The sequence below is a fragment of the Prosthecobacter sp. genome (assembly GCF_044227185.1).
GTDB lineage: Bacteria > Verrucomicrobiota > Verrucomicrobiia > Verrucomicrobiales > Verrucomicrobiaceae > Prosthecobacter.
The window spans coordinates 24829-49616 of record NZ_JBGAFO010000013.1; the positions used below are offsets into that span (position 1 = coordinate 24829).

Here is a 24788-nt window from a genome sequence, read left to right on the forward strand (position 1 = left end):
CTGAGAACTGAAAATTGTCCGGAGTGGGCTGGCGTGGCTCGTTTGCGCGCTAGGCGGTGGTGGTGGGAGGCGTGGAAGGAGGGGCCGGGGGCTGCTTGGTGGGGGCGGGGGCGGGTGTGCCGGGCGGGTAGTCCCAGGTGCGGGTGAGGCTGGGGAAGTGGGAGATTTCGCAGCGAATGTGCACGGACTGGATGACATCGCCTTTGGGGGTCTTTTTGAAACAGACGAGGATGGTCCAGTGGCCGGTGCGGTGCTTGAAATTCCAGGTCTCGGTGGTGAGGTCCGCGGCGGGCTTGATGGAGTCGATGTAGGCGCCGCTGTCTGAGAGGAGCTTGTTGGCGTCTGCGACGGAGATGGCCTGGGGCTCGTGCAGGCGGGACCAGGAGGAGGGCGGGCTGGGATAGAGCGCGGCCTTGAAGGTGGCGATCATGAGGCCGATGAGGATGACGATGAGGACGGCGAGGATTTTGGGGTCGGTGCGGGGCAGGGAGTCGGGATCGGCTTTTTTCATGGGAAGATGGGGATGGGGAGTATTGAGGCGGGAAGGGGTTTGTCGAGGGGGAATGGTGGACTGGAATGAGGAATGAGGAATGAGGAATGAGAGGGGGCGGTGCCGGTGGAAGGAGGCGGGCTGAATGGATGCTGTAAAATACCAGAAAAGAATATAATATTGCTTGCGGTCTGAAATCCGGGCCCAAGCGGTATGGCATGGCCAATTCATCCATGCATCCTGACGACGAAGAGTTCCAAAAATCGAAGGGGCTGAAGCAGCCCTATGCGGGAGGATCGATACAGACGCCCAACGGCTCGGTCATCGGGCAGAGTCCGATGAACCCGAGTGCCGGGCGCCCCAACACGCCGACGCAGACGCTTAACTACGCGACGAGGCCGGGAACGGGGAGTGCGAACTCCAATGCGGCGAACAAGCCGGTCTCGTCGGCGTTTGGTGAAGACAGTCTGGCGAACCGTGCGACGCGGCCGGTGGGGAGGTCCATGCGTGACCATCCGGAGCGGCGCATCGAGATGGCGGAGCGGGAGGCGGTGATGAACAATGACACCCAGGGTGCGGCGGAAATGGCGAAGATGCGGCTGGACCTGAAGCAGCAGCAGCAGCAGATGATGATCAATCCGGGCGCCGGAGGCCCGCAGATGGCGGGGGCGGCTAACGCTTCGCTGATCGGGCGGAGTCCGATGAACTGGAGCGCTGGAGCGGCGGCGCGCCCGATGGGGAGGTCTCTGCGTGACCATCCGGAGAGGCGCTTCGAGATGGCGGAGCGCGAGGCCGTGATGAACAATGACATGCGTGGAGCAGCGGAGATGGCGAAGATGCGGCTGCAAGGACGCGCGAAAGGCGGGCCGGTGAAGGCGGGCAGGCCCTATGTGGTGGGCGAGAAGGGACCCGAGATCATCGTACCTCATCAAAGCGGGACGGTGGTGCCGAATCATGCGTTGAAGCTTGTGTCTGAAGATCGGCGCGGCGGTCGTGCCAGGGGCAAAACGGGAAGGCAGATGAAGGGGCTTTCCTTGAAACCGCGTCCGATGCCGCCTGAGTTTGCACGGTGGTGGCGACAGGCTGGAGGCAGGGGCAAATCGAAAGGCTAGAGCCCGGCCATTCCCCTCCCATTTCGCCTTCTATGGAGCCTCGCTTCATAAGCTGACAGGTCATCGCAATCACCCTCACCTCTCCCAGCGCTCCGGCAATGAATTTTCGCCATGTTTTACACACCTCCATCTCGATTTGAACCCATCACCTCGTATCCGCGGAAGAAGAAGCCGCTGCCGGATGAGGCTATGCAGCCACCGCCGCCCGAGCCGGAGGGGCACGCACAGGAGCAGGTGCAAGAGAAGGCGCCGGGATACCTGCGGGGACAGCGGCAGGACCGGGCTCGGGCACAGGCGCGTGATGCTGCCATTGCAGGACTGGTGCGCCGGATCGAGAGCGCACCGGAGTGGCGGCGCGGGCAGGCGGAGGGGGCGGACGATTCCGACTGGCGCACGACGCGGATGCGGCCGCAAGACCGGGCGGAGCGCCGCATGGCCATGGCCGTGAAGCCCCACGCAGACGCGCCGCCGCCGGGGCGGCGGAATGGAGAAGCCGATGCGGAGGCCCGGACGGAGGACGAGAAGCCATTCTCGTTTTTGGAAAATGGCGTGCGACCACGAGATACCATCCACGGCCGTGAGATGGTAGCGCGGATGCAGCGCTCGCTTGAGGCTGCCAATATGGATGGCCCGCGTGCTCTGGCGGGCGCTGCCAGGACGCCGGAACCCAAAGAGGGGCAGGGGCAAGGGCGGGCGAAGCCGGAGGGAGAGGGTGTGCCGGGGCAGGCGCAGACTGACGTGCAGGGGGCAAAGCTGCAAGATCAGTCTCCGGGGCAGGGGAAGGGGTTGCAGCCGTCACCGTCCCCACCGCAGACGCGGCCACAGGCACAGACGAAGACCGAGGCACAGACGTCAGCGCCCCAGCCGAAGGCTCCTTTGCAAACACAGCCCTCCACGCAGCCGCAGGAGCCGGGGCGGGGCAGGCCACAGGGGACAACATCCCAAACGCAGCCGTCGTCTCAAATGACAACGGCCTCGCAGGCATCAAAGCCGCAGGGACAGGGAAAACCGCAATCCTATGACGCCAACGCCGCCCAGCGACCCGGAATCCACTCCCAAGAAAAGGCGGCGCAGGATGCAGGGGGGCAAATGCTCACGAAGACCAAGACGGACGAGCTAGACATGATTGCAAACGCCGTGCACAGCGGCCTGAAAAAGTACGGCGGACGGTTCGATGGGCACCTGCCTCCCGAGTTGGCGGAGGCAATGCACCTGCGCGATGCCAACACTCTCTTCCTGCAAGGGGAGTATCCCGGAGTGCCGGTGGAAGACCTGCGGCGGAACTATGATGCATACCGCGACCACTACGTCAGCCGGCATTATGACCTGCCCGGCGGTGTCGATGACAAGACGTTTTATCATCTGAACGAGCAGAAACAGCAGCGGAGGAGGCGAGTTGATGACGCAGCAAGTGCAGGTGTTTCCTCTGCCATGGCCGGTGGCATGAAGCTGCAGGCCGTCTCCGAATGGTTGAAGAGTCATCCAAACGCCGGAAAAGATGAACAGGCGGCATGGGGCAAGACTTACGACCACGTCCAGTCCATTCTCAATCCATATCGGAGCGCGGTGCACAGGGCGCTGGATGGCGGCGAGCATGAGCAGGATGTCCTTCTGGACACCCTGGCTGATCTTCCCGAGCTGCACCGAGAGCTGCTCATGCGCTACGCGGCAACAGTCGCCAACCAGCGCGGAAAAAATCACATGCTGGGGGTTGCAGACACAGTCGGAGCATCCGCACAGCGAACGCTGACGGACATGTTCACGTCTGTCGCACGCGTTCCAGGAAGTTTGAAAACGCAGGTGGAAAATGGGCAGACCTCATTCAACGGCCCCATCACATCCATGGATCAGGCACTCGAGGCCTTGTCAGCAGACCTGCAAGATCCCCGCCACAATTACTACAAGCGTGTACAACAGGCGGAGGCCCTTCCTTTGCGACCTCTGAGTGGTGAAGAAAAGGCCATCATGCTGCAAGCCCTTCAACGGGAAAAAAAGCGCAACGGCCTCGCTCTCACCATGCGTTCGATCCTCAATGAAGCTGAGCCGCTCAATGACAGCATCCTCGGCAAGATGGCCGCCGGCCTGGGGTCTTCATTGCCGCTGGTCCTGGCCGCCACGCCCCAGGGAATGCTCGCTGCAGGCGCCGGGTACGCGAACGCGGACTTCCACGAGATCATGGCTGAACACCCGGACATGGATGAAGATGCCGCAGCCAGGGTGGTCCTTTTGTCTGGCGCGGTGAAGGCAGGTCTGGACAAGCTGTCACTCTTCGGCCTCGGCAAGCTCGCGCCGAATGTAGCCAAGGTGCTCAAGGGGCAGGCCACGAGCCAGATGGTGAAAAAAATAGCGCTTCAAGCAGGCGCCAGCTATGGCTTTGAGAATATCCAGGAGGGACTGCAAGATCTCACCAGACCAGCAGTGCAAAGTTTGGCGGCTTCTCTCGGCCAGGATATTCCCGGAGTGAACTGGGACCGCGAAATGAAGCAATTTTGGGCATCGCGCCTGGATGTGGCACTGGGAGTCCTGCCGCTGACGCTCCTGGGGATTGGCCATAACACCCTGCAAAGCCGGCAGTCCGTTCTGGAGATTTTGAATGATGATAAAGTGCTCAAGATGGCCGGCGTCATCGAAAATGACCGGGTCGGCATCCTCAAGGCAGCGCAGTCTGGCGATGCCGCCAAATCACAGGCATTGCTGCAAGAGGCATGGAATCGTCGTGATCCAGCCGTGGCGGCGGCAGCTATCAAGGGAGCAGACGGGGCACAAGGCGTTCCCACACAAAGCCTGAACGAACACGGAGCGGCTGGTGCCGCCCAGCCTGGGCCTGCGCCTAGCAACCAGCCTGCCACGGCACCGCAGCAAGCTCAGCCCCCCGGCCACGTGGCCCCCTCCGGCCAGCCCAATGGAAAGCAGAGCTTCAGCACCGTCGATGCCGAGGGGCGCGAGATCCCACCCTCAGACACCCCGGAGCCCACCACCATCGCCCCCGCAGTGGTCCCGCGCCCGCCCGCCACTGGCGAACCAGATTCAGGAACACAAATACCACAAGATACCACTACCAGAGGACCCGCTCCCGGCAAAGAGGCGCAAACCACCGCCCCGGACAGCCAGACACCGCCAGAGCCCGGATCGGGCCCGTCTGCACATGCCGGAATACCAGAAACTACCACGAAAGTCCCCGCCGATGCACCGCCCGGGATGGAGCCATCCAAAGAGGCGGCATCCGCAGGCCAGGTCATGACCCTGGAAAACGCCCACGAGGTGCTTGGCGACATCGAGCGGCTCAAGGCCAAGGAGAAAAACGGCGGACTCACCAGGGACGAGCAGATCGACCTGCACCATGCCGAAAACCTCCTGGCCCGCGCCCAGGTCACCAATCTGGAGGCCAAGCAGCAAGCCCTGGGCAAACTGCCCACACCCCGTGACCTTCATTCCACCGAGCTCGAGGCGCTGGCAAAGGCCAAAGCCATGCTGGCAAGACCCTGGCCCGGTGCAGCACCCGCCAGCACCACCACCCAGTCCAGCAGCGGCAGCCTTCCGCCTGGAGACACCGCCACCACCAGCGGCGTCACGCCGCCCGCAGGCACCGCCACCAGCGGCCACACCGGCACTGGAGACACCCCGGGCACGACAGCCACCGGCACCACCACCTCCACGGCCAGCTCCGGCGGCACCCTCACCCCTTCCACCGGCAGCGGCACACACACCACCAACGGCGTCACAGCCCCTGAGATCGGCCACGGCAATCTGATACCAGAGGATACCACACACCCCGAGCACATCGACCTCGCGCGCAGGCGGGCGGAAAACCTCGAAGTAATCGCCGACAAGCGCCCGCTCAACAGGCATGAGCAGGAAGTCTATGATAACGCCCGCCGCGTCCGCGACCGCAACGCTCCCGCTCAGCCCGGCGCGCAACAGCCCGCTGCCGCAGGCAGCCGCAACACCGGCAACCCGGACGACCTCGCCATGGCCGGCGACGGAGACGCGCTCGTCCCCGTCACTCCAGACGGTGAAGACGCCACGCTCGATGCGGAGGCTGACACTCCGCCTCCCGCAACCTCAACCCAGCCCGCGAATGCCATCGGCACGACGATTGACGGATCGAGCACGGCAAATCCAGATGCTCCCCGTGCCTCGGCCACTGACGGCTTAGATAAAGCAGGCACACCTGCTTCGCCGCAACAACAACAGCCTGTTCCTCCTCACGGAGTGAACCCACCGAATGCTGTGTCAAACGGCAACGGCCTGCCGCCTTCGGGACCACCCGCCACCACGCAGCCAGCAAGCTCATCATCTTTGTCTCAGAGCGCCCCCTTGTCCTCAGCACCTCATAGCTTTGATTCACCTCCTGATCACTCAGACCCACGTATCAAGGAAACTTTCAAAAACTGGCCTCATGGCTGGGACGAACAAGGCCTCCCACATCCACCACGCACACTGCCAGATGACCACGACCTGTTGAGCGAGCCAACCGCCGATAAAAAAACAGTGCGTCTGCCCATGGACCATCCGCTGGTAGCAGCAGGGCTGCTGCCCTCCGACCTGGCCATACCCCGCAAAGCCCTGCATGACGCCATCGTAAATCATCTGATTCGGCAGGCAACGCCACTCCCCACGGGTACCACTCCAACCATCTACGCTCTGGGCGGCGGCGGTGGTGCAGGCAAGTCTTCCCTGTTCCAAAAGCTGATGAATGAAGGCTTGGCTGATGCCAGACATGTTGTGAAAGTTGATGCAGACGAAATCAAAAAATACATTCCGGAATATGAACAAATACGCGCACAAGGTGATGGGCGTGCAGCCAGCATTGTTCAGTTGGAGTCCGCACGCATCGCCGACCGCCTGCTTAACAAACTGATGGATCCCAATTCACCAAAATATCACATCGCTTACGACAGCACCATGGCCAATGCTGACGGCAATCTGCGCAGAATAGCTGGCTGGAAAGCTGCCGGAAGGCGTGTACATCTTATTGGTGTGACCATCAACCCCAAGGAAGCAGCCGTGCGTGCGGCGATACGTTCACTCAAAGAAGGGCGCTGGGTACCTCCAGATGCACTTGCTAAGGCACATCAAGGATTCAACGAATCACTTCAGCAATATTTACCAAATGTAGATGCCGCTGATATTTTCGACAATTCGTCATCAGATTTTAGGCGGATCGCCAGAAAAACCGAACCATCGTCTAGCCTTCTCCTTGAAGATCCAAATTTCTGGAACATACTTAAACAAAACAGCCATGCTCAATAAACCACTTCCAAGTATCATTAAGTTAGATCTCGGAGAAATGCGCGCAGCTGAAGATGCGGTCGACTCACTCCCGTATGGCAGCGCGAATCCGCGCGCCAAAGAAGTTGAAGCACAGGCCATTGCTGAATACCGCAAAGCCAAGGCTGAAAAGGAGCGACTTGTGGCAAATCAAAGGAGCCAAGGTTAAGCAGGGGGAAATGGGGAAAGAAGATGCCAGGCATGAATGGCACTCGGTTAAGGCGGGTTTTCGTAGATTTTGACAGGGTTTGGCAGCCCTGTCATTCGGCTCATTTTTTTGGGACTGGATCATTCGGCTTTCGTACAACCCAGTGATGGGTTGCGGGTTGAACGTGCATGGTGCCGCAGCGCGCGCAGACGGAGGCGGAGCAGGAGAAGAGCCTGAAGAACTCCGACACCGTCCAGGCGCTGAACCGCATGACCGGCGGGGACTGGAGCGAGGACATGAAAGGAGCGCCCGGAGCCGTGGCGGGGTATTTGGTGCCAGGCATCAGCAGGTTCGGGAAGCTCGGAAGAAAGATCGGCGGGCTGGGCAGAGGCAGCCGTGCGGGCCGGGTGCTGCGCAGGGCGGCTGGCGTGGCGGCAAACATCGGCCAGACGGTGGTGCAGAACAAAATTGAAAATCCCGACGCCGGCTATGAGGACCACAAGCAGGCGGTGATCGCAGACTACGTGGCCGCCCTGGGCATGAGGCCGCTGCAGCACGCGGCAGGCTGGGCGGGCCAGAAGGCCAGGGACCACCTGCCGGGCCGCACCCGCGCAGACGGCGGGCCCCCCGGCAGTGCGCATGGCAAACCGCCGCCCTCTGAAGGCCAGAGCTTCGAGGAGCGCGCCGCCCTGGAAGGTGCGGGCATGCCGTTCACACCGAAGGATGCTGCACAGCCGCAGCAGCAGGGAGGCGCGGCCGGGGAGCCGGGGAAGGCTGAGGCAGAGCAAGGAATACCATTAGATACCACGCGGGATGCGGCCACGCCATCCAGCCTGCGGCCATCTGTTTCTCCATCAGTCAGGCCCTCCACTCCGCCTCTTTCCATGGAGCATTCGCAGGCGCTGATCCACAACGTGATGAACCGCAAGGTCGTGGAGCGCAGCCATCCGCAGACTCAGGCGGACCTGGCGCAGGCGCAGCAGGTGGTGCGGGAGCATGTGCAGAAGCTGGAAGGTCAGAAGGAGCCGCTCACCGATGCACAGAAACAGGAGCTCGCCGAGGGCAGGGCCGCGCTGGCGCGGCTGGAGCCGCAGGGAGGAGGGGCGCGGCCGCAGGATCAGGCGGGGGCTCCGCGCTTGCAGGGTGACGGAGCCACGCCGACGCGGCGACTGGTGACGCCCTGTCGGCGCGGCCCGGCGCGCTCGCCACCACCGTTGCTGAGGTTTCCGATCATCTTAGAAAGCAGGTCCCCGGGCTCCTGCATGACAAGACGCACATCTTCCACAGCACAGAAGACCTTCTAAACTCTGACTACGCGAAGCAGCATCCCTTCTCCCAAGAAGAGCTCGACAAGCTTCACACAGCCGAAGGCTTTCATGATCCGAAGACCGGTCATAGCGTGATTATCGCGGGCAATGTGGAGCTGCGCCCCGGCGAAACTCCGCACGATGCGATGATCCGCGTCATCGGGCACGAACGCGTGGGCCACGATGGCCTGCAAACGCTGCTGGGCGACAAAAACAGCAAGGCGCAGAAACATTGGGAGGGTCTGACGCAGCGCATCAAGCCGGAGGAGCTCGATGCCATCGGCAAAGAGGAAGGCTACCGGCACCTTGCGGGCGACCGCAATGCGCTGGCCCACGAGTGGTTTGCACGCCAAGCGGAGAAGTCTCCCGAAATGCTGAAAGAGCCCGGCCTGGTGCGCGACATGTGGGAGGCCTTCAAGGGACAGCTCCGGAAGCTCAGCAACAACTGGAAGAACACGGACGAGAGCCATCTGGACACCCATCTGCACGAGCTCCTGCGCCTTTCGCGCAAGGCGGCGTTGAAGGGGCCTTCCACCACCAATGCGACGACAGGGGCGTTTCATCCGGAGGGCGGGTTGCATACGCGCCAGTTCAGCCTGGCATCCTATGCCGCGCTGCGGAAGCGCGAAGACAAACCCAACTCGTGGCAGGAAGTGAAGCCGGGCCATCGCTGGATGTCAGCCAAGCAGTATCTGCCGCGCACGGGCGACAAAGTGCCTGGGTTTGCCATTCTCAAGCGTGGCACGTTTCCCGAACAGGTCGATGCCCTGGCTAACTGGTTGAAAATGGCTGATCCGGTAACTGACCCCTGGGGCATGAGGGTCAACTTCAACCACCCGCAAAGGGAGGGTACTCAGCCAACCGAGATCAGAAACCGAGCTGCACACCTTTTGGGTGAAAACCTCGATAAAAAGGTTGAGAACCGAACTAAGAACCCGGACAAAATCGCCTGGTTTGGTGCAGTGCGAAAGACGATCCAAGATGCGCAGGCGAGGGTGGTTGGTAAAGAAGGACAGGTGATGTATTTCCGCAGTTACAAAGGGGGTATCCACATGGTGGTGGTGGTGGACGGCCAGGTGAAGGATCAAGCCCACATCATCACCCAGTACGCACCCACTTCTTTTGATGGCAAGAACAAGCTCTACGAGGATGCTCGCATCGAGTTTGCCCGAGCTGCCACCAGCCTGGATCCACCACGATGATGCGTTCACTCGCCAGGACCTCAATAATAAACAAAACGCCCCTGAATCCGGGGGGATTCAGGGGCGTATGCATCGAACAAGTTCGATGGATTCCGGCCATGCCCCTTGAAGGGGGGCTGGTCTGCCAGCCTACCGAGGCAGCCTCAGGATCAAACGGTACAGACACCTCTCCCGGGAGCGCATAAGGATAATAAGTCCCATCTTCCAAAAGTCAACCTCCACCCTGAGGAAATGAAGCCGTCCAAAAACGCTTTCTGGGTCCGCGCGAGGGCCAGCCCATTTCTCCTCTTAACCAAGATCGCCTTCACCGATTGCTCGACAATGAAACGTCACTCAGGCAATCTTTGAAAGATCATTTGGAGCCAGAAGCCATCGAAGGCCTCTTCGCCCGTGCCAAGGCCTTGCTGGCTCGGGGAAGGTATGGCAATTTTACGTTAGATGAGATCAACGCCCACCTGCCATCAGAGAAGCATCGCGTTGATCCTGTTCCCTTCTACGACCTAGGCCAATAATCATCTCTTGATATGAAAGTAGAAATTCGAGTTTACGACAACGATCCCCAAGGAACACTTTGTTGCACATGGACTTTGGACCGCAACGGCCATGCCGTATGCGATGATCCCAAGACGCAGGAAAGGGTGGAATACAGCGGCATCTGCGCGAAAGGACGCCTCTACTTTCCGAAGGATGGAGAGGAGTTTCTGCGCAACTATCAGTGGGAATACGCCAGCAGCAGCTTCGTGCGCGCTGTCATTGTGGAGTGAAGGCAGGCGCGTCTGGAGCAGAGATGGGGGGTTATCGACTGACAGGGAAATGGGGTCGGGTGCAAAGAATTGACAGTAATATCCTGGATGTTTTCGGCAGCGAAGGTTGTTCAGGGAACATTCAGTCGTTGGAATCGGGAAGCTGAGTTGCCTAGAGGATTGCAGCGGGAAATTTGTCAATTATTTGCACCCTGACCCCATTCCCGCTGGGGTCCGGACTTGCCGCCTCGGCGTTTCTGACGGCGGCGGGCGGGCGCTCCGGGTTTGAGGCGGCGCTGGGCGGCACCCGCGCCGCAGCTCGGGAGGCTGCGCAGGGATACTGGAAAAACCTGCTGAGCAACGTTGCCGGAGGAGCGTCGGGGACGCACCAGCAGGTCAATGACAGCCTTCAGGAGGCGCAGATCCAGTTATCCTCGGACGGGAATGCCCAGGACGGAGCGCAGGGGACGCCTGATTCAGGCTCACAAATACCAGGAAATACCAGTAGTGAGATGCGGGAAAATGGGAAGGCATCCGCTTCCGCGCCAGATGTTGTGCAGGACAAGCAGCAAGCTCCGGAAGTGCCCACGCCCAAGGCCGCCGCTGACCTGGAGGAGGCCGGCAGAGTGATCGATGACATCAAGCGTCTCCAGACGAAGGCGGGGGAAGGGCCGCTAAGCGCGGAGGAGCAGCGCGAGCTCCACCACGCGGAGGCCACGCTGGCCCTCACCCAGGTGGCACATCTGGAGAAGGAGCAGCAGGAGCTGCGCAAGCTCAGCCCTCCGCGCGAGCTGGACAAGTTCAAGACCAAGGCCCTGGCGGAGGCCAAAGCCGTGCTGCAGAGGCCGTGGCCGGGGACCGACACTACAAATCCCAACGGAGGCCAGTTGAAGGACCCGGCGCAACAGCACGGCTTGGGCGGGGGAGCGGTTCATGATCCGACCATGGAGGAGTGGAAGGACAATCCTAACGGTGAGAAACGAACTATATCTGAAGCGACTGAAATCTTCCGGACCAACTTCGAGGAGTTTTTGCGACTTCATGGGAAACAACTTGGTGTTAATCTGGAGCCGGCTCTGGTCGATCAAATCAAATTTGTGCCTGACGAGGCCATTCCTCCCGAAAATGGCAAGAAAAAATGGGCGGCTTACAGACCAAATTCCATTGCCACGGGACTGAATGGAGAACATAAGTGGAAGGATTTTCTTGGCGACGGAAAAATCAAAGTTTCAGTAGATCCCGAATTGCTGAAAAGCGACCAGGGAATTGTAGGCATTTTCGCTCATGAAATGTTGGAGCTTCAGGGTATTAATGAAGCGATGCGCGAAAACGTTAATGGTTCCTTGCCCAAGGAGGGACTCCAGCAACTCATCAACGATTTGCACACGAAAGCGATCAGGCTGCAAAACCACCTCGTTAAGTTTATGAGAGACAAAGCAGCAAACAAATAACCTCCCAAATACATGGACTCCAGATCACAACCAGCACAAAACAACAAAAGCGCATGGTCGGCCGCTACGCCGGAGCAGCTTTTGGAGAATTATATGAGGGAAGGAGGGAGGCATTCATTGATCATGGAGCTGATGGATTGCGTGGCTGCTACCAAAGACATCCCGCGCGTTCTGCGCTGCCTACCGGAAAACTTGCTGAGCGACTTCATCAAAATGCTCCAGCCTGTGGCTGCCTTGGAAAGAGAGGAAGATCTCATCAAGATCGGATATCAATATCCCTGGGGGGTCAAGGAGGCGCGTGAGGTTCTGCAATGGCTGGCCGAGCATCCGCATCCGCATCTGGCCCCACCTGATGGGAAGCCGGAGCCTGATCCCAACTGGGAGCCTCCGGAAACGGACTATGACCGGGAGTTTGGCAGAAAGGTCGAGCGGAGAAGAGCTTTCTTCGCCAAGATGCTGGATTGCGTGGCGCTCACCCGCGATTTTGCAGGGGTGCTACGTCTGCTGCCCGAAGATGTGTTGAGCAGTTTTGTCGATCACATTGAATGGGTGGCGGCTAAAGAAGGCGAGGGGGATTTGATCAAAGTCGGGAAAAATGTGAGAATGCGGGCGCACGAGGCGCGGCAGATGAAGCAGTGGCTGGCGCGGCAGCCGCATCCCCAGCTCGCCCCGGATTCCAGGGTGTCAGAGTTTGGTCCTTTTTGGGATCCTCTTGGTTCGGACCATGAGCGGGCTTTGCAGAAAATGCTTGAGCAGAGAGGGGGGGAGAGCAAGAAGAAAACAAGTGCGAGCTGATCTTGGATGCTTTGGCATCGACTATTGCCAGTAATGGAGGCAGAGCAATGGGGGAAGGGAGCAAATCATTGATAATCGATCTTGGATGTTTTGGGCAGCGAAAGTGAACTTTTCTCGTGCCTATGCCCAGTGGGTAATCGAGAGTGTACACCATCCTGAAGCCAAGGCGGCGAAGGAAGAACTGCAAAACATCCTGAATTCGGCTCAGAGTTTCGAGCAATTCAGCGGTCCCGCTTGGCAAGAGATCAAAACACTATTTAATATAGCTATGTTACCCAGGAAAAAGCCATGAGCACGCCCCCATTGACAATTGATCAAATGCGTGAGCTGATGATAAAAATGAAAGTCATCAAACAAGCTTACCGCTCTGGACAGAAATCTGCCGAAGACTGCATTGATGAATTGATGGCTCCGCCTTACAATTGTTCGTGCAGACTGAGCGCCATGCGTCTTTTGGATCCTGGACCACCGCAGACTGACAGGCCCCCTGGGTGGAGTTCTGAATCTTCTGGCGACTGATCTTGAAATAGACTAGCAATCCGACAGAGTGCAGGGGACGTTGATGGCGCCGCCGCTCCCCAAGGGAGCTTTACTGCGGCGACTGAGGACGCCGCGGGACGCACCATTCTAAACCCGCGCGCACCACCGCGGAGAATTCCCTCGGCATCACTGATCCCGAAAACGTCCGCGCCACCCGCGGTGCGGACGGCAGCATCATCCTCTCACGCCCGGGCGCAGACGGCACGCACCAGCCCTTTGCCACGCTCGATCCCAAGACCAACCGCATCACCCTCGCCCCCGGCGCGGATGGAAAGTTCACGCAGGCCGCCGCCGATCTCGCTGCCAGCGGCTCCGCCACCAGCACCCCCATCTACCTCCCCGGCGGCCAGCCGCCCTACACCGAGGCGCAGGTGAGCGACCTCATCCAGAAAGGCATCGCCGCCACCACCTCCACCACCGACCGCAAAGCCGCCGAAGCCGCCCTCACCCAGGCCGGCCTCTCCCCTGAAGGCATCGCGCAGATGGTGAATGAGGGCCGGCTCTCCGTGCAGGACGGCCAGCTCCTCAATGGCAGGCTCAACAGCGGCCGCGCGCCGAGCACCATTCCGCCTGCCGGCACGCAGGGCTTTGGGGCATGGATCACGGATGAAAGCAATCCCCGCAGCGCATGGTGGCGCCACGGCACCGATGAGCAAAAAGCCGTGGCCGTGCATGAGAACTTCGACGACCTCGCCGCAGGCAGGGCAGGCGATGGAAACACCCCGCCCGACGCCATCGAAAACATGCGACGCCAGGCCCTTGGCGACATCCGCCCGGAGTGGGGGAAGCCCGGGGCCGCCACCCCCGGCCAAGATCGCCAGAACGGCGCCGCGCGCTTTGAAAGCATCCCCCTCAAAGACGGCGGCCACACCCTGCTGCCCGGCGGCAAATGGACCGTGGAGGATCTGGAAAAGCTGCATGAAAACCCCACCTTCGCCAAAGCCACGCAGGCCCAGCGCGACGCCGTGATGAATGACATCATCGGCCAGAGCTTTGCCGACTACAGCCAGCGTCCCGGCTTTGACCAGGCCGCCTACCAGCGCTTCAACCAGATCGCCCAGCAGGCGCGCGACAGGTCCGCCGCGCTCAAGACCTGGGCGGACACCGGCTCGGAAGCGAAAGACTTTGCCGGAAACGTCGTGGGTGGCGTTGCACGCCCCATCATCGCCACTGCCACGGATCTTTCCGCAAAGGATCCGGATGGCGAATGGCGCGCGCCCCTGGGCAATGTGGCCGAGCAGGCGGGCTACTGGTTTGACAAAGCGGGTGATACGGGCGCAGGCTTCCTGCCTTGGAACCTCCCTGCCCGCTGGCAGCTTGGCAACGATCTGGAGGCCCTGCATCAGGACCTGCTCAACGGCAGCTTTCCGCTCAACGACCGCGCCAGGCTCGACGAATGGCTGGCCGCGCGCAGCAAAGCGCTCACGCAATCTCAGAAGGCCTGGTATGAGGCCGTGCAGGGCAGGCCGGACACCAGCACGGACAAGGGGCTGGCGCAGCACATCTACACCCACGCCAACAGCCTGCTCAATCCGGTCAATGCCGAGCTGGTGAGCAGGTTCATCCAGACACGCGACCCCGCTGTGTGGGACGAATTGCACCATAATCTCACGCGCACGCCGCAGCGTGCCGAGACCGAGCAGGCCCAGAAAAAGAGCCTGGAGGACAGCAAGATCGTCAACTTCATGACGCAAAACTACGGCGGGGGCGACTACGCGGAGCCCATGAAAGCTGCGGGCAATCCCCTGGACATCGCGTCCAATGTCGTCCCCATGGTCCGGGGGCTGCGCGCCGGAAAAGCCGCCACTGAGGCCGCTGTGCTGGCGGGGAAGAGCGCCCTCAAAGGCAGCGCTGCCGCCATGGCCAAAAGCATCCTCATCAATCTCGGCACCGGCGGCTTGCAGACTCTGGTGGAAAACCCCGACGCCACCTTTGCCGAGCTCGCGCAGGCGGGTAAGGAAAACATCGCCACCGCGCTCGGACTGCACGCGGCGGGGCATGTGGCCGGCAAAGCGAAGGCTCTTGTCACCGATCTCAACGACGCTTACAAGGCCCGGCAGGTCATCGACAAACTCGGAGCGCCCAACCGCCAGAACACCTTCAGGGAAGCAGTGCAGCTCCATGAAGCAGAAAACACCCTGGCCGCCGCCCAGAAGGCCAATCTAGAAAAAAAGAAAAGCGCTGGCGGAACCCTCACCTCAGAGGAAAGCAGCACCCTCGACAAAGCCAATGCCACGCTGGCGCGCCATGCTCCGCGCAATCGAGGCCCATTGCCTGCGATCCCCGATGCGCGCCGGACCATCCAGGATCTTTCGAAAAAAGAAGCCAGCGGCCCGCTCAATGCCGATGATGCCCACAGCCTGGCGGACGCACGGCGGGCCATCGCCCAGCAGCGTGTCAATGATCTGCTAGCCAACAAACCCCTCAGCCTAGCGCAGCAAAGAGAGCTGGATCGGTTCCGCGAAATCCTCGCTGCCTCTCCTTACGGTACTGAACTGCCAAAGGGGCCGCCACCGGGTTATGATCCTCGTCCCCGCGCTCCTATTCCTGGCAAGCCTCCGCGTCAGCACCACGAATGGTACCCAATCGAAGGTGACAAGCCCGTGCATCCCTCAGACGACAAGTTCACGCCTGATGCGCTGGCCATTCCTGACAGTGAGATTAAAGACACCATGGACCGCTTAAAAGCCAACGGTCATGCACATGACCGCCATGGTCCTGAGGTGACAGAAGGCCAGCTCAGCGACAGAGCCATGCACAAAGTGGATCCCATCACCCAAACCAAGGAAGATGGTGAAAAAAGTGGGAAAAATCACCGCGCCGCAATACGCTCCACTCAATTTACGAGCGAGCGATCCATGACACAGGCCGTCAAAGCCATTGAGAATAGCAATGAATATAGAGACAACCTGGCGAAGGCTGTGGCAGAGGGAGACAGCTCATTTGTCGTCGAAAACGTATCTCTGGAATCTGCCTTGGGACCAGACTATCTAGACCATGTTCGAGGGCGCACGCGTGATGATTCGCCTAGAAATCATGTTGGACATCGACCCACCATTTTAAAAGCCGGGAAAATTTTTGCTCACTATAAAAAAGACCCTGCTACAGGACAATTTTATCTCAACACAATGTACCCAACTCATTCGCCACTCTATGAAAGAGACTGAACATTCCACCAACATCTTACGCGAGAAGCTCAGAGCAAACTTGCTCGGAGAAGTTTACGACCTTGAGGGTTTAGCTGACTGGTGTCAAAGGGCGTATCCTAAAATAGCGAGTTGCTGCGAATTTAGAAAGGAGCTTCTGGATGCAATCAACTATCCAGGCCTAGTCTCACCCAAAGCCTACGAAAACTGGACTGACGACGACAGCTACCCCACACAAGAACTGCTTCAGGCCCATTTCAGAGAGATTTGGAACGCATGCTTTCCTGATGAGGCTATGGATTGATCCACGGCCTCGTTCTGGTTTCCTGTCTTTGACCAGGTTACATGGTGCCAGCAAACAGTCCAGCAAAGACTGCCAGCGTTTGACCAGTGTTTTGAAATCATGCGGCGAGTGGTGCACGATGCGTCCTTTGTCGAGTCCGTTGCCTGCGGCGTCAACGGCATGCCAGACGCTGTATTTTTTGGTGGTAGTCGATGCCGATGAAGGTGGCGTCTTCGGTGATGATGGCGGGTGGGGTGTGTGATTGAGTGCTCATGGTGCACACACTCTATCAAATCGCCTTCTCCTAGGGAGACGTGCCGGAAAGAGAGGCGTTCTCCTTCGTATTCATGTCGCCTGACCCCATTTTCCCCGAACAATGTGCTGCGCTCCCTGCTGGTGGGTTTTGGCGACATGGCCACCATGACCATGGGACTGGCGGGCATGGTGGGCATCCCTGCCGCCTCTGAGAAAGCTGCCGACTGGGCCCAGCGAGGGAGCGACTTCCTGGCGCCCATTTCCGCGGAGGGGGGGCAACTCTGGAAGGACATCGGCCATCTTCGGCCATGTGGCGCGCATGGCGGGGACCATGGTGGCCACGCTGCTCATCACGCGGGGGCTGGGGGGAGGCGTGGGGACGATGTCCACGCTCTCCGGCGCCCAGACGGCGGGCAGCCAGTATGCGGAGACTTATGGGCGGCTGCGTGAGCAGGGCAAGACGCACTTCCAGGCATGGTTGTCCACAGCTCCTTTTGCGCTGGGGTCCGGACTTGCCTCGGCGTTCCTGACGGCGGCGGGTGGGCGCTCCGGGTTTGAGGCGGCGCTGGGCGGCACCCGCGCCGCAGCTCGGGAGGCTGCGCAGGGATACTGGAAAAACCTGCTGAGCAACGTGCCGAAGCACGCGCTGGCAGACCTTCCCCAGGAGCTGCCGGATGAGCTCTTCAGCCAGATCAGCTCGGCGCTGGCCACCGGCGACGACGTGGGGAAGGTGGTGGGCGATTTCTTCAAAAACTCACCCGAGCTCATGGGAGCGATCATGCTGATGGGCGGTGCCGGAGGAGCGTCGGGGACGCACCAGCAGGTCAATGACAGCCTTCAGGAGGCGCAGATCCAGTTATCCTCGGACGGGAATGCCCAGGACGGAGCGCAGGGGACGCCTGATTCAGGCTCACAAATACCAGGAAATACCACAAGTGAATCGCAAGACTCCGGCCAATCACGGGCAGCTTTCGGCCGGCCCTCCACGCCACCGCTGAGCGTGGAGAAGTCGCAGGCCCTCATTCACAACGTGATGAACAAGCCGGCGGAGCAGCGCGCGCACCCGACCACGCAGGCGGACCTGGCGCAGGCGCAGTGGGTGGTGCGGGAGCATGTGCGGAGGCTGGAAAGCCAGCGCGAGCCGTTGAGCGCGGCGCAGGAGAAGCAGCTGGCGGAGGCGAGGGGAGCGCTGGCACGGGGGCAGCCGCCAGAAGCCAAGACTACGTCCACCCACTCCAGCGGCGGCAGCCTGCCGCCGGGGACGTCTGCCACCATGAATGGAGGCGCGCCGCCGGCAGGCATTCACACGGATGCACCGCCAGCATGGTCCAGCAGTGAAGAAGACCCTTCCCCGACCAGCGCCACCTGGTCCACTGGCGGCGAGGATCCGACACGTTCCTCCTCCTCCGCCACTGCCACCACCAACAGCTTTGATCCTCCTGACCTCGCAACGGCCGGCAAGGCTCTGGATGCGGTCAAGGCGCTACAAAACAAGGGAGGTAAGATCACCCTTGATGAAGCGCATCAACTGGACCAGGCGGAAAAGGCCGTCGCCAGCGCCATCAAGGCTAATTTGGAAAAGAAGAAGGGGGTCACTGGAGCTCTCAGCGAGCACGAAACGAACGCTCTCAACGCAGCGAATGCCACGCTGGCGCGGCCTGCGCCGCGTGACCGCGGCCCCCTGCCGGCGATCCCCGATGCGCGCAGGACCATTCAGGATCTTTCCAAGAAAGAAGCCAGCGGCCCGCTCAATGCCGATGATGCCCACAATCTGGCACACGCACGGCGCGCTATCGCCCAGCAGCGTGTCAATGATCTGGCTGCTTTGGGCACCGCCATCACCCCGCAGCAACTAGTTCTACATTGTTAGGTTTTCAAAGGCGTCAGCCGCCGTTTTTTTCGAGCCTTCGCGTGGGACTTGGATGATTGTGCCCGGTTTGAGTGGCGTTGCGCCATCTGACGCAGTACTTCCTTCTCGCTGCGCTCTCGTTGTGGCAGGTAGATGTCGAGCAGTTCGGTGACATCGCGCACACTGAGCAGCGGCACGTTTTGGGCGAGCCGCTGCTTCTCCTTCACTGTGAAGAGCTGTGCCAAGCTTACCATTGCCATGTGATGATGCCAGCCGGCCCAGCCGCGCACTTCATACTGCGCCATGCCCAGTTCACTTTTGGCCTCCTTGAACGCCTGTTCGATCCAGAACCGCTGCGCCTGCTTCAGCGCAAGCTTCTCCCATGAAGTGTCCGCTGGCAGATTGCTCAGGCTGTATTTGAAGCTGCCGTCGGCCTCTTTTCTGACCACCAGCAGTCTTGCCCGGGCCTTCTCTGTTTTCCCATCCCAAAGCCAGACACTTCGGACCATGATCGGCGCTCGCAGCTCGCCCTGTGTGCTCTCACGCAGCCTGACCTCCCGGCTCTCCTTGTCAAAGCATTGCGCCACCAGCGCACCGAGCTTCTTTTGCTCGGCCTGCGCATTGCCTGCCTGCACGCTGCGCCTTGGCCTGCCTGCTTTGGGCGTGCTGCGCGGCTGCACGATTCCCGGCCGTGGATCGCTGGTCCACACTTTGGTGACATGGGCCACATCCATGAGGAACCTCTCCCCCAGATCCTCCAGCTGGGCGCAAAACACCTGGTTGTTGCCATACACCTCGTCGCCCCCCACCCAGGCGTGCCTGCTGCCGCGCTCCCGGGCCGCTTCCACCATCTGCAGCGCCAGTTCCGTCTTGGTGTGATGCTTTTGTTTGTCATCGGGCACCTTGGCTTTCTTGCAGCGCTGCTCATCCTGAGCCCAGGATTCTGGCAAAAGCAGGCGCATGTCCACCAACGCCGCCAGGCTGCCGCGCCCCAGGCACGCGAACACGCCCACCTGGCAGTTTTCGGTCTTGCCCAGCCGCCCGCAGTATTGACGCTGCACGCCGACGGAGAGATCTCCCTTTTTGACAAAGCTGCTTTCATCGAGCACCAACGCGCTCTCATCATCGCCGCCGAGCTCCCGGTCGGCCTCCTGGCCTATTTGGCGCATGAGGGCTTCGTGGCTCCAGGGCGAGTCGCTGATGAACTGCTGCATGCCCTGGTAATCGCTGCCGCCGACGTGCGCGCCGATGCACTCGATGTTTTTGCGACGCTGCCTGCCCAGCAGACCGCCAAGGTAATGACGGGCATGACCAATGACGTCCTTGCCCCGGACAATGAAGTGATGCTCGAACATCGAGCAGTAGTTGACGAAGTTTTTCGCCGTGTCACGCAGGCACGGGAGGACATTTTTTTTGACGCTGTTGTGGGTGGTTGGTTCTCACGCCAGCGCTGCTTTTGTATCCGCTCATGTCGGCCTCAAGGCAATCTCATTGTCTAACAATGTAGAACTAGGACAACTCAATCAATTCAAAAAAATCCTCAACGCCTCCCCCTACGGCACCGAACTGCCCAAGGGGCCGCCTCCGGGGTATGACCCGCAACCACGCGGCCCCATTCCTGGCAACCCGAACCCACAACATCACGAATGGTATCCGCACGAAGGCGAGAAACCCGGACATCCCTCAGACGACAAGTTCACGCCTGATGCGCTGGCGATTTCCGATGATGAGATCAAAGCTACAAAAGAGCGCCTAAAAACCAAAGGACATGCTCATGACCGTCACGGACAGGAGGTCACTGAAGGACAGCTTGATGATCGTGTGAAACATCAAGTGGATCCCATGACTCAAACCACGGAAAGTGGAGACCCCCGAGGGAAGGATCATCGCAGCGCAGAACATGCCACTCAATTTACGAGTGATCGAGCCATGACTCATGCTCTGAAAGAAATCGAACGACATCCTGACTTTACGCGAGCGGAAACCATAGCTTTAAACCACCTTCCCCACCCCAGTCCTACTTTTGCAGTTAAGCTTCCATTGAAAGATGTGCTTGGCGACAAATACGCCGCACATGTGCGGGGACGTTCGCTTGTGGATCTCGACAATCCTTCTGCCGGGACCAAAGCTACCGAGTTGACGGATGGAAATGTCAAGGCAGTCTACAAGTACGACAGAGTTACCAGAAAATACTATCTTCTCACAATGTATCCTGATCCAAAATGATGAAATCGTCTTCTGAATCACCAACAGTATTGGAAACTCTGCTCTCAGCCAATCTTGACGTGGAAGCTTATGACTTGGAAGCGTTTGCAGATTGGTGCAAGGCATGTCTGCCCAGTTCAAGCCTTGTCCAGGATTTCAAATCGCAGTTGCAACATGCCATCGACAATCCCGGACTTGTGACGCCCAAACTCTATAGAGCATGGACCTCAGATGCCAGCTTTAAGACACAGGAACAGTTACAAGCCCATCTCAACAACATCTGGAACATGTGCTTCTCTGATCAGCGCATGCGTTAAAGGACAATTTTCACATAGACAATACCCCGCTGAAGGACATGCGCCGCACAACTGCGGTCTTAAAACAATGCGGCCGAAAACAATGATTCCTCAGCCAAACTCATAGTCAGCGCTGGAAACAATATTGTCAGGCAGCCTCAATGCTGACTCCTATGATTTAGACGAGCTAGCCGATTGGTGTTTAAAGGCATGCCCAGGAACACCACTTGGTCGAGCTTTCAAAGAGCAGCTTCACGCAGCGATGATGGAACCAGGGTTGCTCACTCCGAAAACGTATCAATATTGGACTTCAGACTGTAGTTTTCGCACCCAAGAAAAGCTGCAAAATCATTTAAAAGAGGTGTGGAACACCTGTTTCCCTGACGAAGCAATAGAATGACGATAAGAAAAGGAGATGTCAGTTTAAAATGGCATCATTTTTTCCTTTGAACGCCCCCTGCCTGCGATCCCCGATGCGCGCAGGACCATTCAGGATCTGTCCGGCAAAGCTGCCGCAGGAGGCGCCCTCAGCGCCGACGAGGCCCACCAGCTTGCCCATGCTCAGCGCGCCATCGCCCAGGAGCGTGTGAACGAGCTTGCTGCAGCCGAGGCCAGCGGCACCCTGACCGCGCCGCAAAGAAGGCAGCTCGATAGGTTCCGCGAGATCCTGAATGCCTCCCCCTACGGTACCGAACTGCCCAAGGGGCCGCCTCCGGGGTATGATCCGCATGCCACCACTGCCGCGCACCGAGAGTGGTATCCTCCCGAAGGCAAAAAGCCCGTTCACCCCGCCGATGACAAGTTTACGCCCGAGGCACTGGCGATTCCCGATCACGAGATCAAGGCCACCAAACAGCGTCTGAAAGAAGAGGGGCACGCACATGATCGCCATGGACCCGAGGTGACTGATGGGCAGCTTGCAGATCGATCAATGCATGGCATTGATCCCATCACTCAGACAAGAGAAGACGGCATTAAGAGTGGGCAAGACCATTCATACTCTGGAAATGCGACTCAGTTCACTAGTGACCGAGCCATGGTGCAATCGTTGAAGGCCGTGGAAGGAAGCCATGAATTTCATTTGAAGTTGCAGCTGGCAGAGGCTCACAACGCCAGTCATCCCGGAAAACCGAGGCCTCAAATTGTTATCAAAGGTGTTTCGCTTGAGAAGGCGCTAGGACCTCAATATCACGAACATGTCAGAGGCGTGAGTCGAAAAGGTACGGCGGCGGCGCCCACCGGCACCGAACCAATAGATTTTACGAATGGAAAAGTTATGGCAGTCTATCGCTATAATCGATCCACCGGTAAATATCAGCTATATACAATGTACCCTGACCCCCAATGAGCGCCCCCTATCAGATAGAACCCGTATTGGAAGAAATCATTTCTTCCCATCTTAATATTGAAGCTTATGCATTCGACGAACTAGCAGAATGGTGCCGTGACTCCTGGGAAACATCTCAGCTGCTGCAGAAGTTCAAAAAACAACTTCAATCGGCCATCTGTAAGTCTGGAAGTATCACACCTAAAATTTACCGCTCTTGGACCGGTGACGACAATCTTGAAACCCAGGAAGCGGTGGATTCTCGTCTGAAAGACCTCTGGAACGCATGCTTTCCTGGCGAGCGTATGCGGTGAGAACTGGCCAGAACTCTTTTGGCCAGTGATGGCACATTACGCCTGCTGGCAGGCGCTTTCTGAGAACGCGGTCCAAACTCCGGATCGGAGCGATGGGAAGCGTGCAAATCGTTGACATGACAAGTGATCCAGAAGGCTTTCAGCATGCGCCTGGGAGGCTGCGCAGGGATACTGGAAAAACCTGCTGAGCAACGTGCCGAAGCACGCGCTGGCAGACCTGCCGCAGGAGCTGCCGGACGAGCTCTTCAGCCAGATCAGCTCGGCGCTGGCCACCGGCGACGACGTCGGGCAGGTGGTGGGCGACTTCTTCAAAAACTCGCCTGAGCTCATGGGGGCGATCATGCTGATGGGCGGGACGGGGGGAGCGATGGGGACGCATCAGCAGGTCAATGACAGCATTCAGGAGGCGCGGCTGGAGTTGTCTGCAGACGGCACCTCCAAGGATGGAGCACGAAGAACGCCTGATTCAGGCTCACAAATACCAGAAAATACCAGTAGTGAGCCGCGGAAAAATGGGGAGGCATCCGCTTCCGCGCCAGATGTTGTGCAGGACAAGCAGCTAGCTCCGGAAGTGCCCACGCCCAAGGCCGCCGCTGACCTGGACGAGGCCGGCAGAGTGATCGATGACATCAAGCGGTAAATGGGGTCAGGGTGCAAAAACTTGACAAGTTTTGCATGGCTCTTTCAGTCCTCAATGTTTCACACAGATTATCCCACAGCTACCAGCGCACAACTGTCGCTGCCGCCATCGGCCGGTCAATCCGCAGACTTTTCTGTCCTGACATCTGCCCCCTGAGCGCGTTTCTCAGCAGATTCATTCAGGCTGTCACGCACGAACGATTACGCCGCTCTCGTGCGTTCATTTTTTGTCAATTATTTGCACCCTGACCCCATTTACACGCCCTCCAGTACACCGGCAGCGACGGCCTCCTGCACAACGTCATCGGCGGCCTCTCCCGCGCCGCACCCGGACTCGCCGCCACAGCCGCCACCAGCGGCGGCCTCAGCGCCGCCGGCAAAGTCGTCGGACTCCTGGGAAACGGCTCCAAAGTCACACAGGCCGCCAACCTTCTGAACCAGGCCGCAAACTCCACCAAAGTCGCACGCGGCATCAATGCCGCCACCGCCTTCGTCCAGAGCGCAGGCAGCACCTACGCCGACCTCTACCAGCATCACATCGACCAGGGAATGGATCCCAAAAAGGCCCATAAAGCCGCTGCGGGCGCCGCCATCGCCTCCGGCGTTGTCAGCGCCGCGCTCGGCAATGTCTTCCCTGGCGGAGCCCAGGCCCTGACCAACCCCGCGGCCCGCGAAGCCGCCCGCAAGGCCTTTGGTGCCGCGCTCAAATCTGCCCTCAAAGGCGGCGCGGAAGAAATCGGCCAGGAGACCATCGACGGCGGGTTCAACCACATCGCCTCGGAGATGAACAAAGGCAAAACCTTCAACGAAGCCGCCACCAGCTACGCCGAGCAGTTCCCCCAGAGCGCCCTCACCTCCGCCCTCCTCGGCGGCGGCACCGAGGCCGCCTCTACCCTCAGGAAAGGCGGCACCCCACCACCACAGCAGCCCACCCCGGCGAATCCACCAGCACCCTCGTCGCAGCCGACTCCGCCCACCTCTTCACAGCAGCCAATACCACATCATACCACTCAAGACGCCCCCGCTCCCGGCTCCAGCCAGCCATCATCCACTCCCCCCACCTCTGGTTCCGATCAACAACCGCAGACCAGCCCCGACGACGGCAAACCATCGCCAGCTCCCGCAGCCTCCGGTTCCGATCAACAACCGCAAACAACCGCCAACGACCGCAAACCACCGCAAACTTCCCCTCCCGCTCCCCCACTCCCCCCGCCCACCACCGCGCCCAAGAGCCCCGAGCAGTCGCAGCGGCTCATCAACAACGTCATGGACCGCCCGTCCGAGCAGCGCGGGCACCCCCAGGTGCAGTCAGACGTCGCCCAGGCCCAGGACGTCTTGAAGGACCACGTGCAGAAGCTCGAAAACCAAACAGAGCCCCTAAGCGAAGCCCAGAAAAAAGAACTCACCGATGCCAA

At 59.7% G+C, this 24788-nt stretch carries 19 protein-coding genes; 16 read left to right on the top strand and 3 right to left on the bottom strand.

Translation table 11 applies throughout. From position 1 onward, the window contains the following. Window positions 1–49: 49 nt before the first annotated feature. Entirely contained in the window at window positions 50–511 is a 462-nt protein-coding gene (locus ACILSQ_RS25640; protein WP_395746535.1) for a hypothetical protein, read from the bottom strand. A gap of 212 nt (window positions 512–723) precedes the next feature. On the opposite strand from ACILSQ_RS25640, the gene ACILSQ_RS25645 reads away from it, so the two are divergent. From ACILSQ_RS25645 to ACILSQ_RS25695, 11 genes are all read left to right on the top strand, one after another. Continuing rightward, window positions 724–1602: a hypothetical protein gene (locus tag ACILSQ_RS25645; RefSeq protein WP_395746536.1), complete on the top strand. Its 879-nt coding sequence runs from the start codon at window positions 724–726 to the stop codon at window positions 1600–1602. A 963-nt stretch (window positions 1603–2565) separates the two neighbouring features. Beyond that, window positions 2566–6855, top strand: coding sequence for a zeta toxin family protein (locus tag ACILSQ_RS25650; RefSeq protein WP_395746537.1), 4290 nt, complete (start codon window positions 2566–2568; stop codon window positions 6853–6855). Beyond that, a complete protein-coding gene (locus ACILSQ_RS25655) occupies window positions 6845–7042 on the top strand; it encodes a hypothetical protein (protein WP_395746538.1) in 198 nt (65 codons plus the stop codon). The genes ACILSQ_RS25650 and ACILSQ_RS25655 overlap by 11 nt, the downstream gene beginning before the upstream one ends. 167 nt (window positions 7043–7209) lie before the next feature. Beyond that, window positions 7210–8325 (top strand): hypothetical protein, encoded by a 1116-nt coding sequence (locus ACILSQ_RS25660; protein ID WP_395746539.1) that lies wholly within the window; start codon window positions 7210–7212, stop codon window positions 8323–8325. Between the two features lie 95 nt (window positions 8326–8420). Further along, window positions 8421–9530, top strand: coding sequence for a hypothetical protein (locus ACILSQ_RS25665; RefSeq protein ID WP_395746540.1), 1110 nt, complete (start codon window positions 8421–8423; stop codon window positions 9528–9530). Window positions 9531–10054: 524 nt separating this feature from the next. Further along, window positions 10055–10294 (top strand): hypothetical protein, encoded by a 240-nt coding sequence (locus tag ACILSQ_RS25670; RefSeq protein ID WP_395746541.1) that lies wholly within the window; start codon window positions 10055–10057, stop codon window positions 10292–10294. 173 nt (window positions 10295–10467) lie between these two features. Continuing rightward, the gene (locus tag ACILSQ_RS25675) at window positions 10468–11724 is read left to right on the top strand and encodes a hypothetical protein (RefSeq protein ID WP_395746542.1); all 1257 of its coding nucleotides are present in this window, start codon (window positions 10468–10470) and stop codon (window positions 11722–11724) included. A 12-nt stretch (window positions 11725–11736) separates the two neighbouring features. Further along, a complete protein-coding gene (locus tag ACILSQ_RS25680; RefSeq protein ID WP_395746543.1) occupies window positions 11737–12519 on the top strand; it encodes a hypothetical protein in 783 nt (260 codons plus the stop codon). A gap of 911 nt (window positions 12520–13430) precedes the next feature. After that, window positions 13431–16226 carry a hypothetical protein gene (locus tag ACILSQ_RS25685; protein WP_395746544.1) on the top strand — a complete coding sequence of 932 codons (2796 nt, stop codon included), beginning with the start codon at window positions 13431–13433 and terminating at the stop codon, window positions 16224–16226. After that, a complete protein-coding gene (locus tag ACILSQ_RS25690; protein ID WP_395746545.1) occupies window positions 16213–16509 on the top strand; it encodes a hypothetical protein in 297 nt (98 codons plus the stop codon). Before ACILSQ_RS25685 ends, ACILSQ_RS25690 begins: the two co-directional genes overlap by 14 nt. A 553-nt stretch (window positions 16510–17062) precedes the next feature. Further along, window positions 17063–18613 carry a hypothetical protein gene (locus ACILSQ_RS25695; protein WP_395746546.1) on the top strand — a complete coding sequence of 517 codons (1551 nt, stop codon included), beginning with the start codon at window positions 17063–17065 and terminating at the stop codon, window positions 18611–18613. Here ACILSQ_RS25695 and ACILSQ_RS25700 read toward each other — a convergent pair. Further along, the gene (locus ACILSQ_RS25700; protein WP_395746547.1) at window positions 18610–19947 is read right to left on the bottom strand and encodes an IS701 family transposase; all 1338 of its coding nucleotides are present in this window, start codon (window positions 19945–19947) and stop codon (window positions 18610–18612) included. The genes ACILSQ_RS25695 and ACILSQ_RS25700 overlap by 4 nt on opposite strands. 10 nt (window positions 19948–19957) lie before the next feature. On the opposite strand from ACILSQ_RS25700, the gene ACILSQ_RS25705 reads away from it, so the two are divergent. The 5 genes from ACILSQ_RS25705 (at window position 19958) to ACILSQ_RS25725 (ending at window position 23374) form a co-directional block, all read left to right on the top strand. Continuing rightward, a complete protein-coding gene (locus ACILSQ_RS25705) occupies window positions 19958–20818 on the top strand; it encodes a hypothetical protein (protein WP_395746548.1) in 861 nt (286 codons plus the stop codon). After that, window positions 20818–21114, top strand: a complete 297-nt coding sequence (locus tag ACILSQ_RS25710) for a hypothetical protein (RefSeq protein WP_395746549.1) — start codon at window positions 20818–20820, stop codon at window positions 21112–21114. Before ACILSQ_RS25705 ends, ACILSQ_RS25710 begins: the two co-directional genes overlap by 1 nt. Before the next feature lie 565 nt (window positions 21115–21679). Further along, entirely contained in the window at window positions 21680–22441 is a 762-nt protein-coding gene (locus ACILSQ_RS25715) for a hypothetical protein (protein ID WP_395746550.1), read from the top strand. Beyond that, complete coding sequence (locus tag ACILSQ_RS25720; RefSeq protein ID WP_395746551.1) at window positions 22438–22734, top strand: hypothetical protein; 297 nt, start codon at window positions 22438–22440, stop codon at window positions 22732–22734. The genes ACILSQ_RS25715 and ACILSQ_RS25720 overlap by 4 nt, the downstream gene beginning before the upstream one ends. 193 nt (window positions 22735–22927) lie before the next feature. After that, window positions 22928–23374: a hypothetical protein gene (locus tag ACILSQ_RS25725; protein ID WP_395746552.1), complete on the top strand. Its 447-nt coding sequence runs from the start codon at window positions 22928–22930 to the stop codon at window positions 23372–23374. Window positions 23375–23628: 254 nt separating this feature from the next. On the opposite strand, the gene ACILSQ_RS25730 is transcribed toward ACILSQ_RS25725, so the two are convergent. Beyond that, window positions 23629–24144 carry a hypothetical protein gene (locus tag ACILSQ_RS25730; RefSeq protein ID WP_395746553.1) on the bottom strand — a complete coding sequence of 172 codons (516 nt, stop codon included), beginning with the start codon at window positions 24142–24144 and terminating at the stop codon, window positions 23629–23631. Window positions 24145–24788 lie beyond the last annotated feature (644 nt).

What these genes read in the sequence shown, in the direction of transcription:
- ACILSQ_RS25640 (WP_395746535.1), bottom strand. Translation starts at nt 511, where the DNA reads ATGAAAAAAGCCGATCCCGACTCCCTGCCCCGCACCGACCCCAAAATC.
- ACILSQ_RS25645 (WP_395746536.1), top strand. Translation starts at nt 724, where the DNA reads ATGCATCCTGACGACGAAGAGTTCCAAAAATCGAAGGGGCTGAAGCAG.
- ACILSQ_RS25650 (WP_395746537.1), top strand. Translation starts at nt 2,566, where the DNA reads ATGACAACGGCCTCGCAGGCATCAAAGCCGCAGGGACAGGGAAAACCG.
- ACILSQ_RS25655 (WP_395746538.1), top strand. Translation starts at nt 6,845, where the DNA reads ATGCTCAATAAACCACTTCCAAGTATCATTAAGTTAGATCTCGGAGAA.
- ACILSQ_RS25660 (WP_395746539.1), top strand. Translation starts at nt 7,210, where the DNA reads ATGGTGCCGCAGCGCGCGCAGACGGAGGCGGAGCAGGAGAAGAGCCTG.
- ACILSQ_RS25670 (WP_395746541.1), top strand. Translation starts at nt 10,055, where the DNA reads ATGAAAGTAGAAATTCGAGTTTACGACAACGATCCCCAAGGAACACTT.
- ACILSQ_RS25680 (WP_395746543.1), top strand. Translation starts at nt 11,737, where the DNA reads ATGGACTCCAGATCACAACCAGCACAAAACAACAAAAGCGCATGGTCG.
- ACILSQ_RS25690 (WP_395746545.1), top strand. Translation starts at nt 16,213, where the DNA reads ATGAAAGAGACTGAACATTCCACCAACATCTTACGCGAGAAGCTCAGA.
- ACILSQ_RS25695 (WP_395746546.1), top strand. Translation starts at nt 17,063, where the DNA reads ATGGCGGGGACCATGGTGGCCACGCTGCTCATCACGCGGGGGCTGGGG.
- ACILSQ_RS25700 (WP_395746547.1), bottom strand. Translation starts at nt 19,947, where the DNA reads ATGTTCGAGCATCACTTCATTGTCCGGGGCAAGGACGTCATTGGTCAT.
- ACILSQ_RS25710 (WP_395746549.1), top strand. Translation starts at nt 20,818, where the DNA reads ATGAAATCGTCTTCTGAATCACCAACAGTATTGGAAACTCTGCTCTCA.
- ACILSQ_RS25720 (WP_395746551.1), top strand. Translation starts at nt 22,438, where the DNA reads ATGAGCGCCCCCTATCAGATAGAACCCGTATTGGAAGAAATCATTTCT.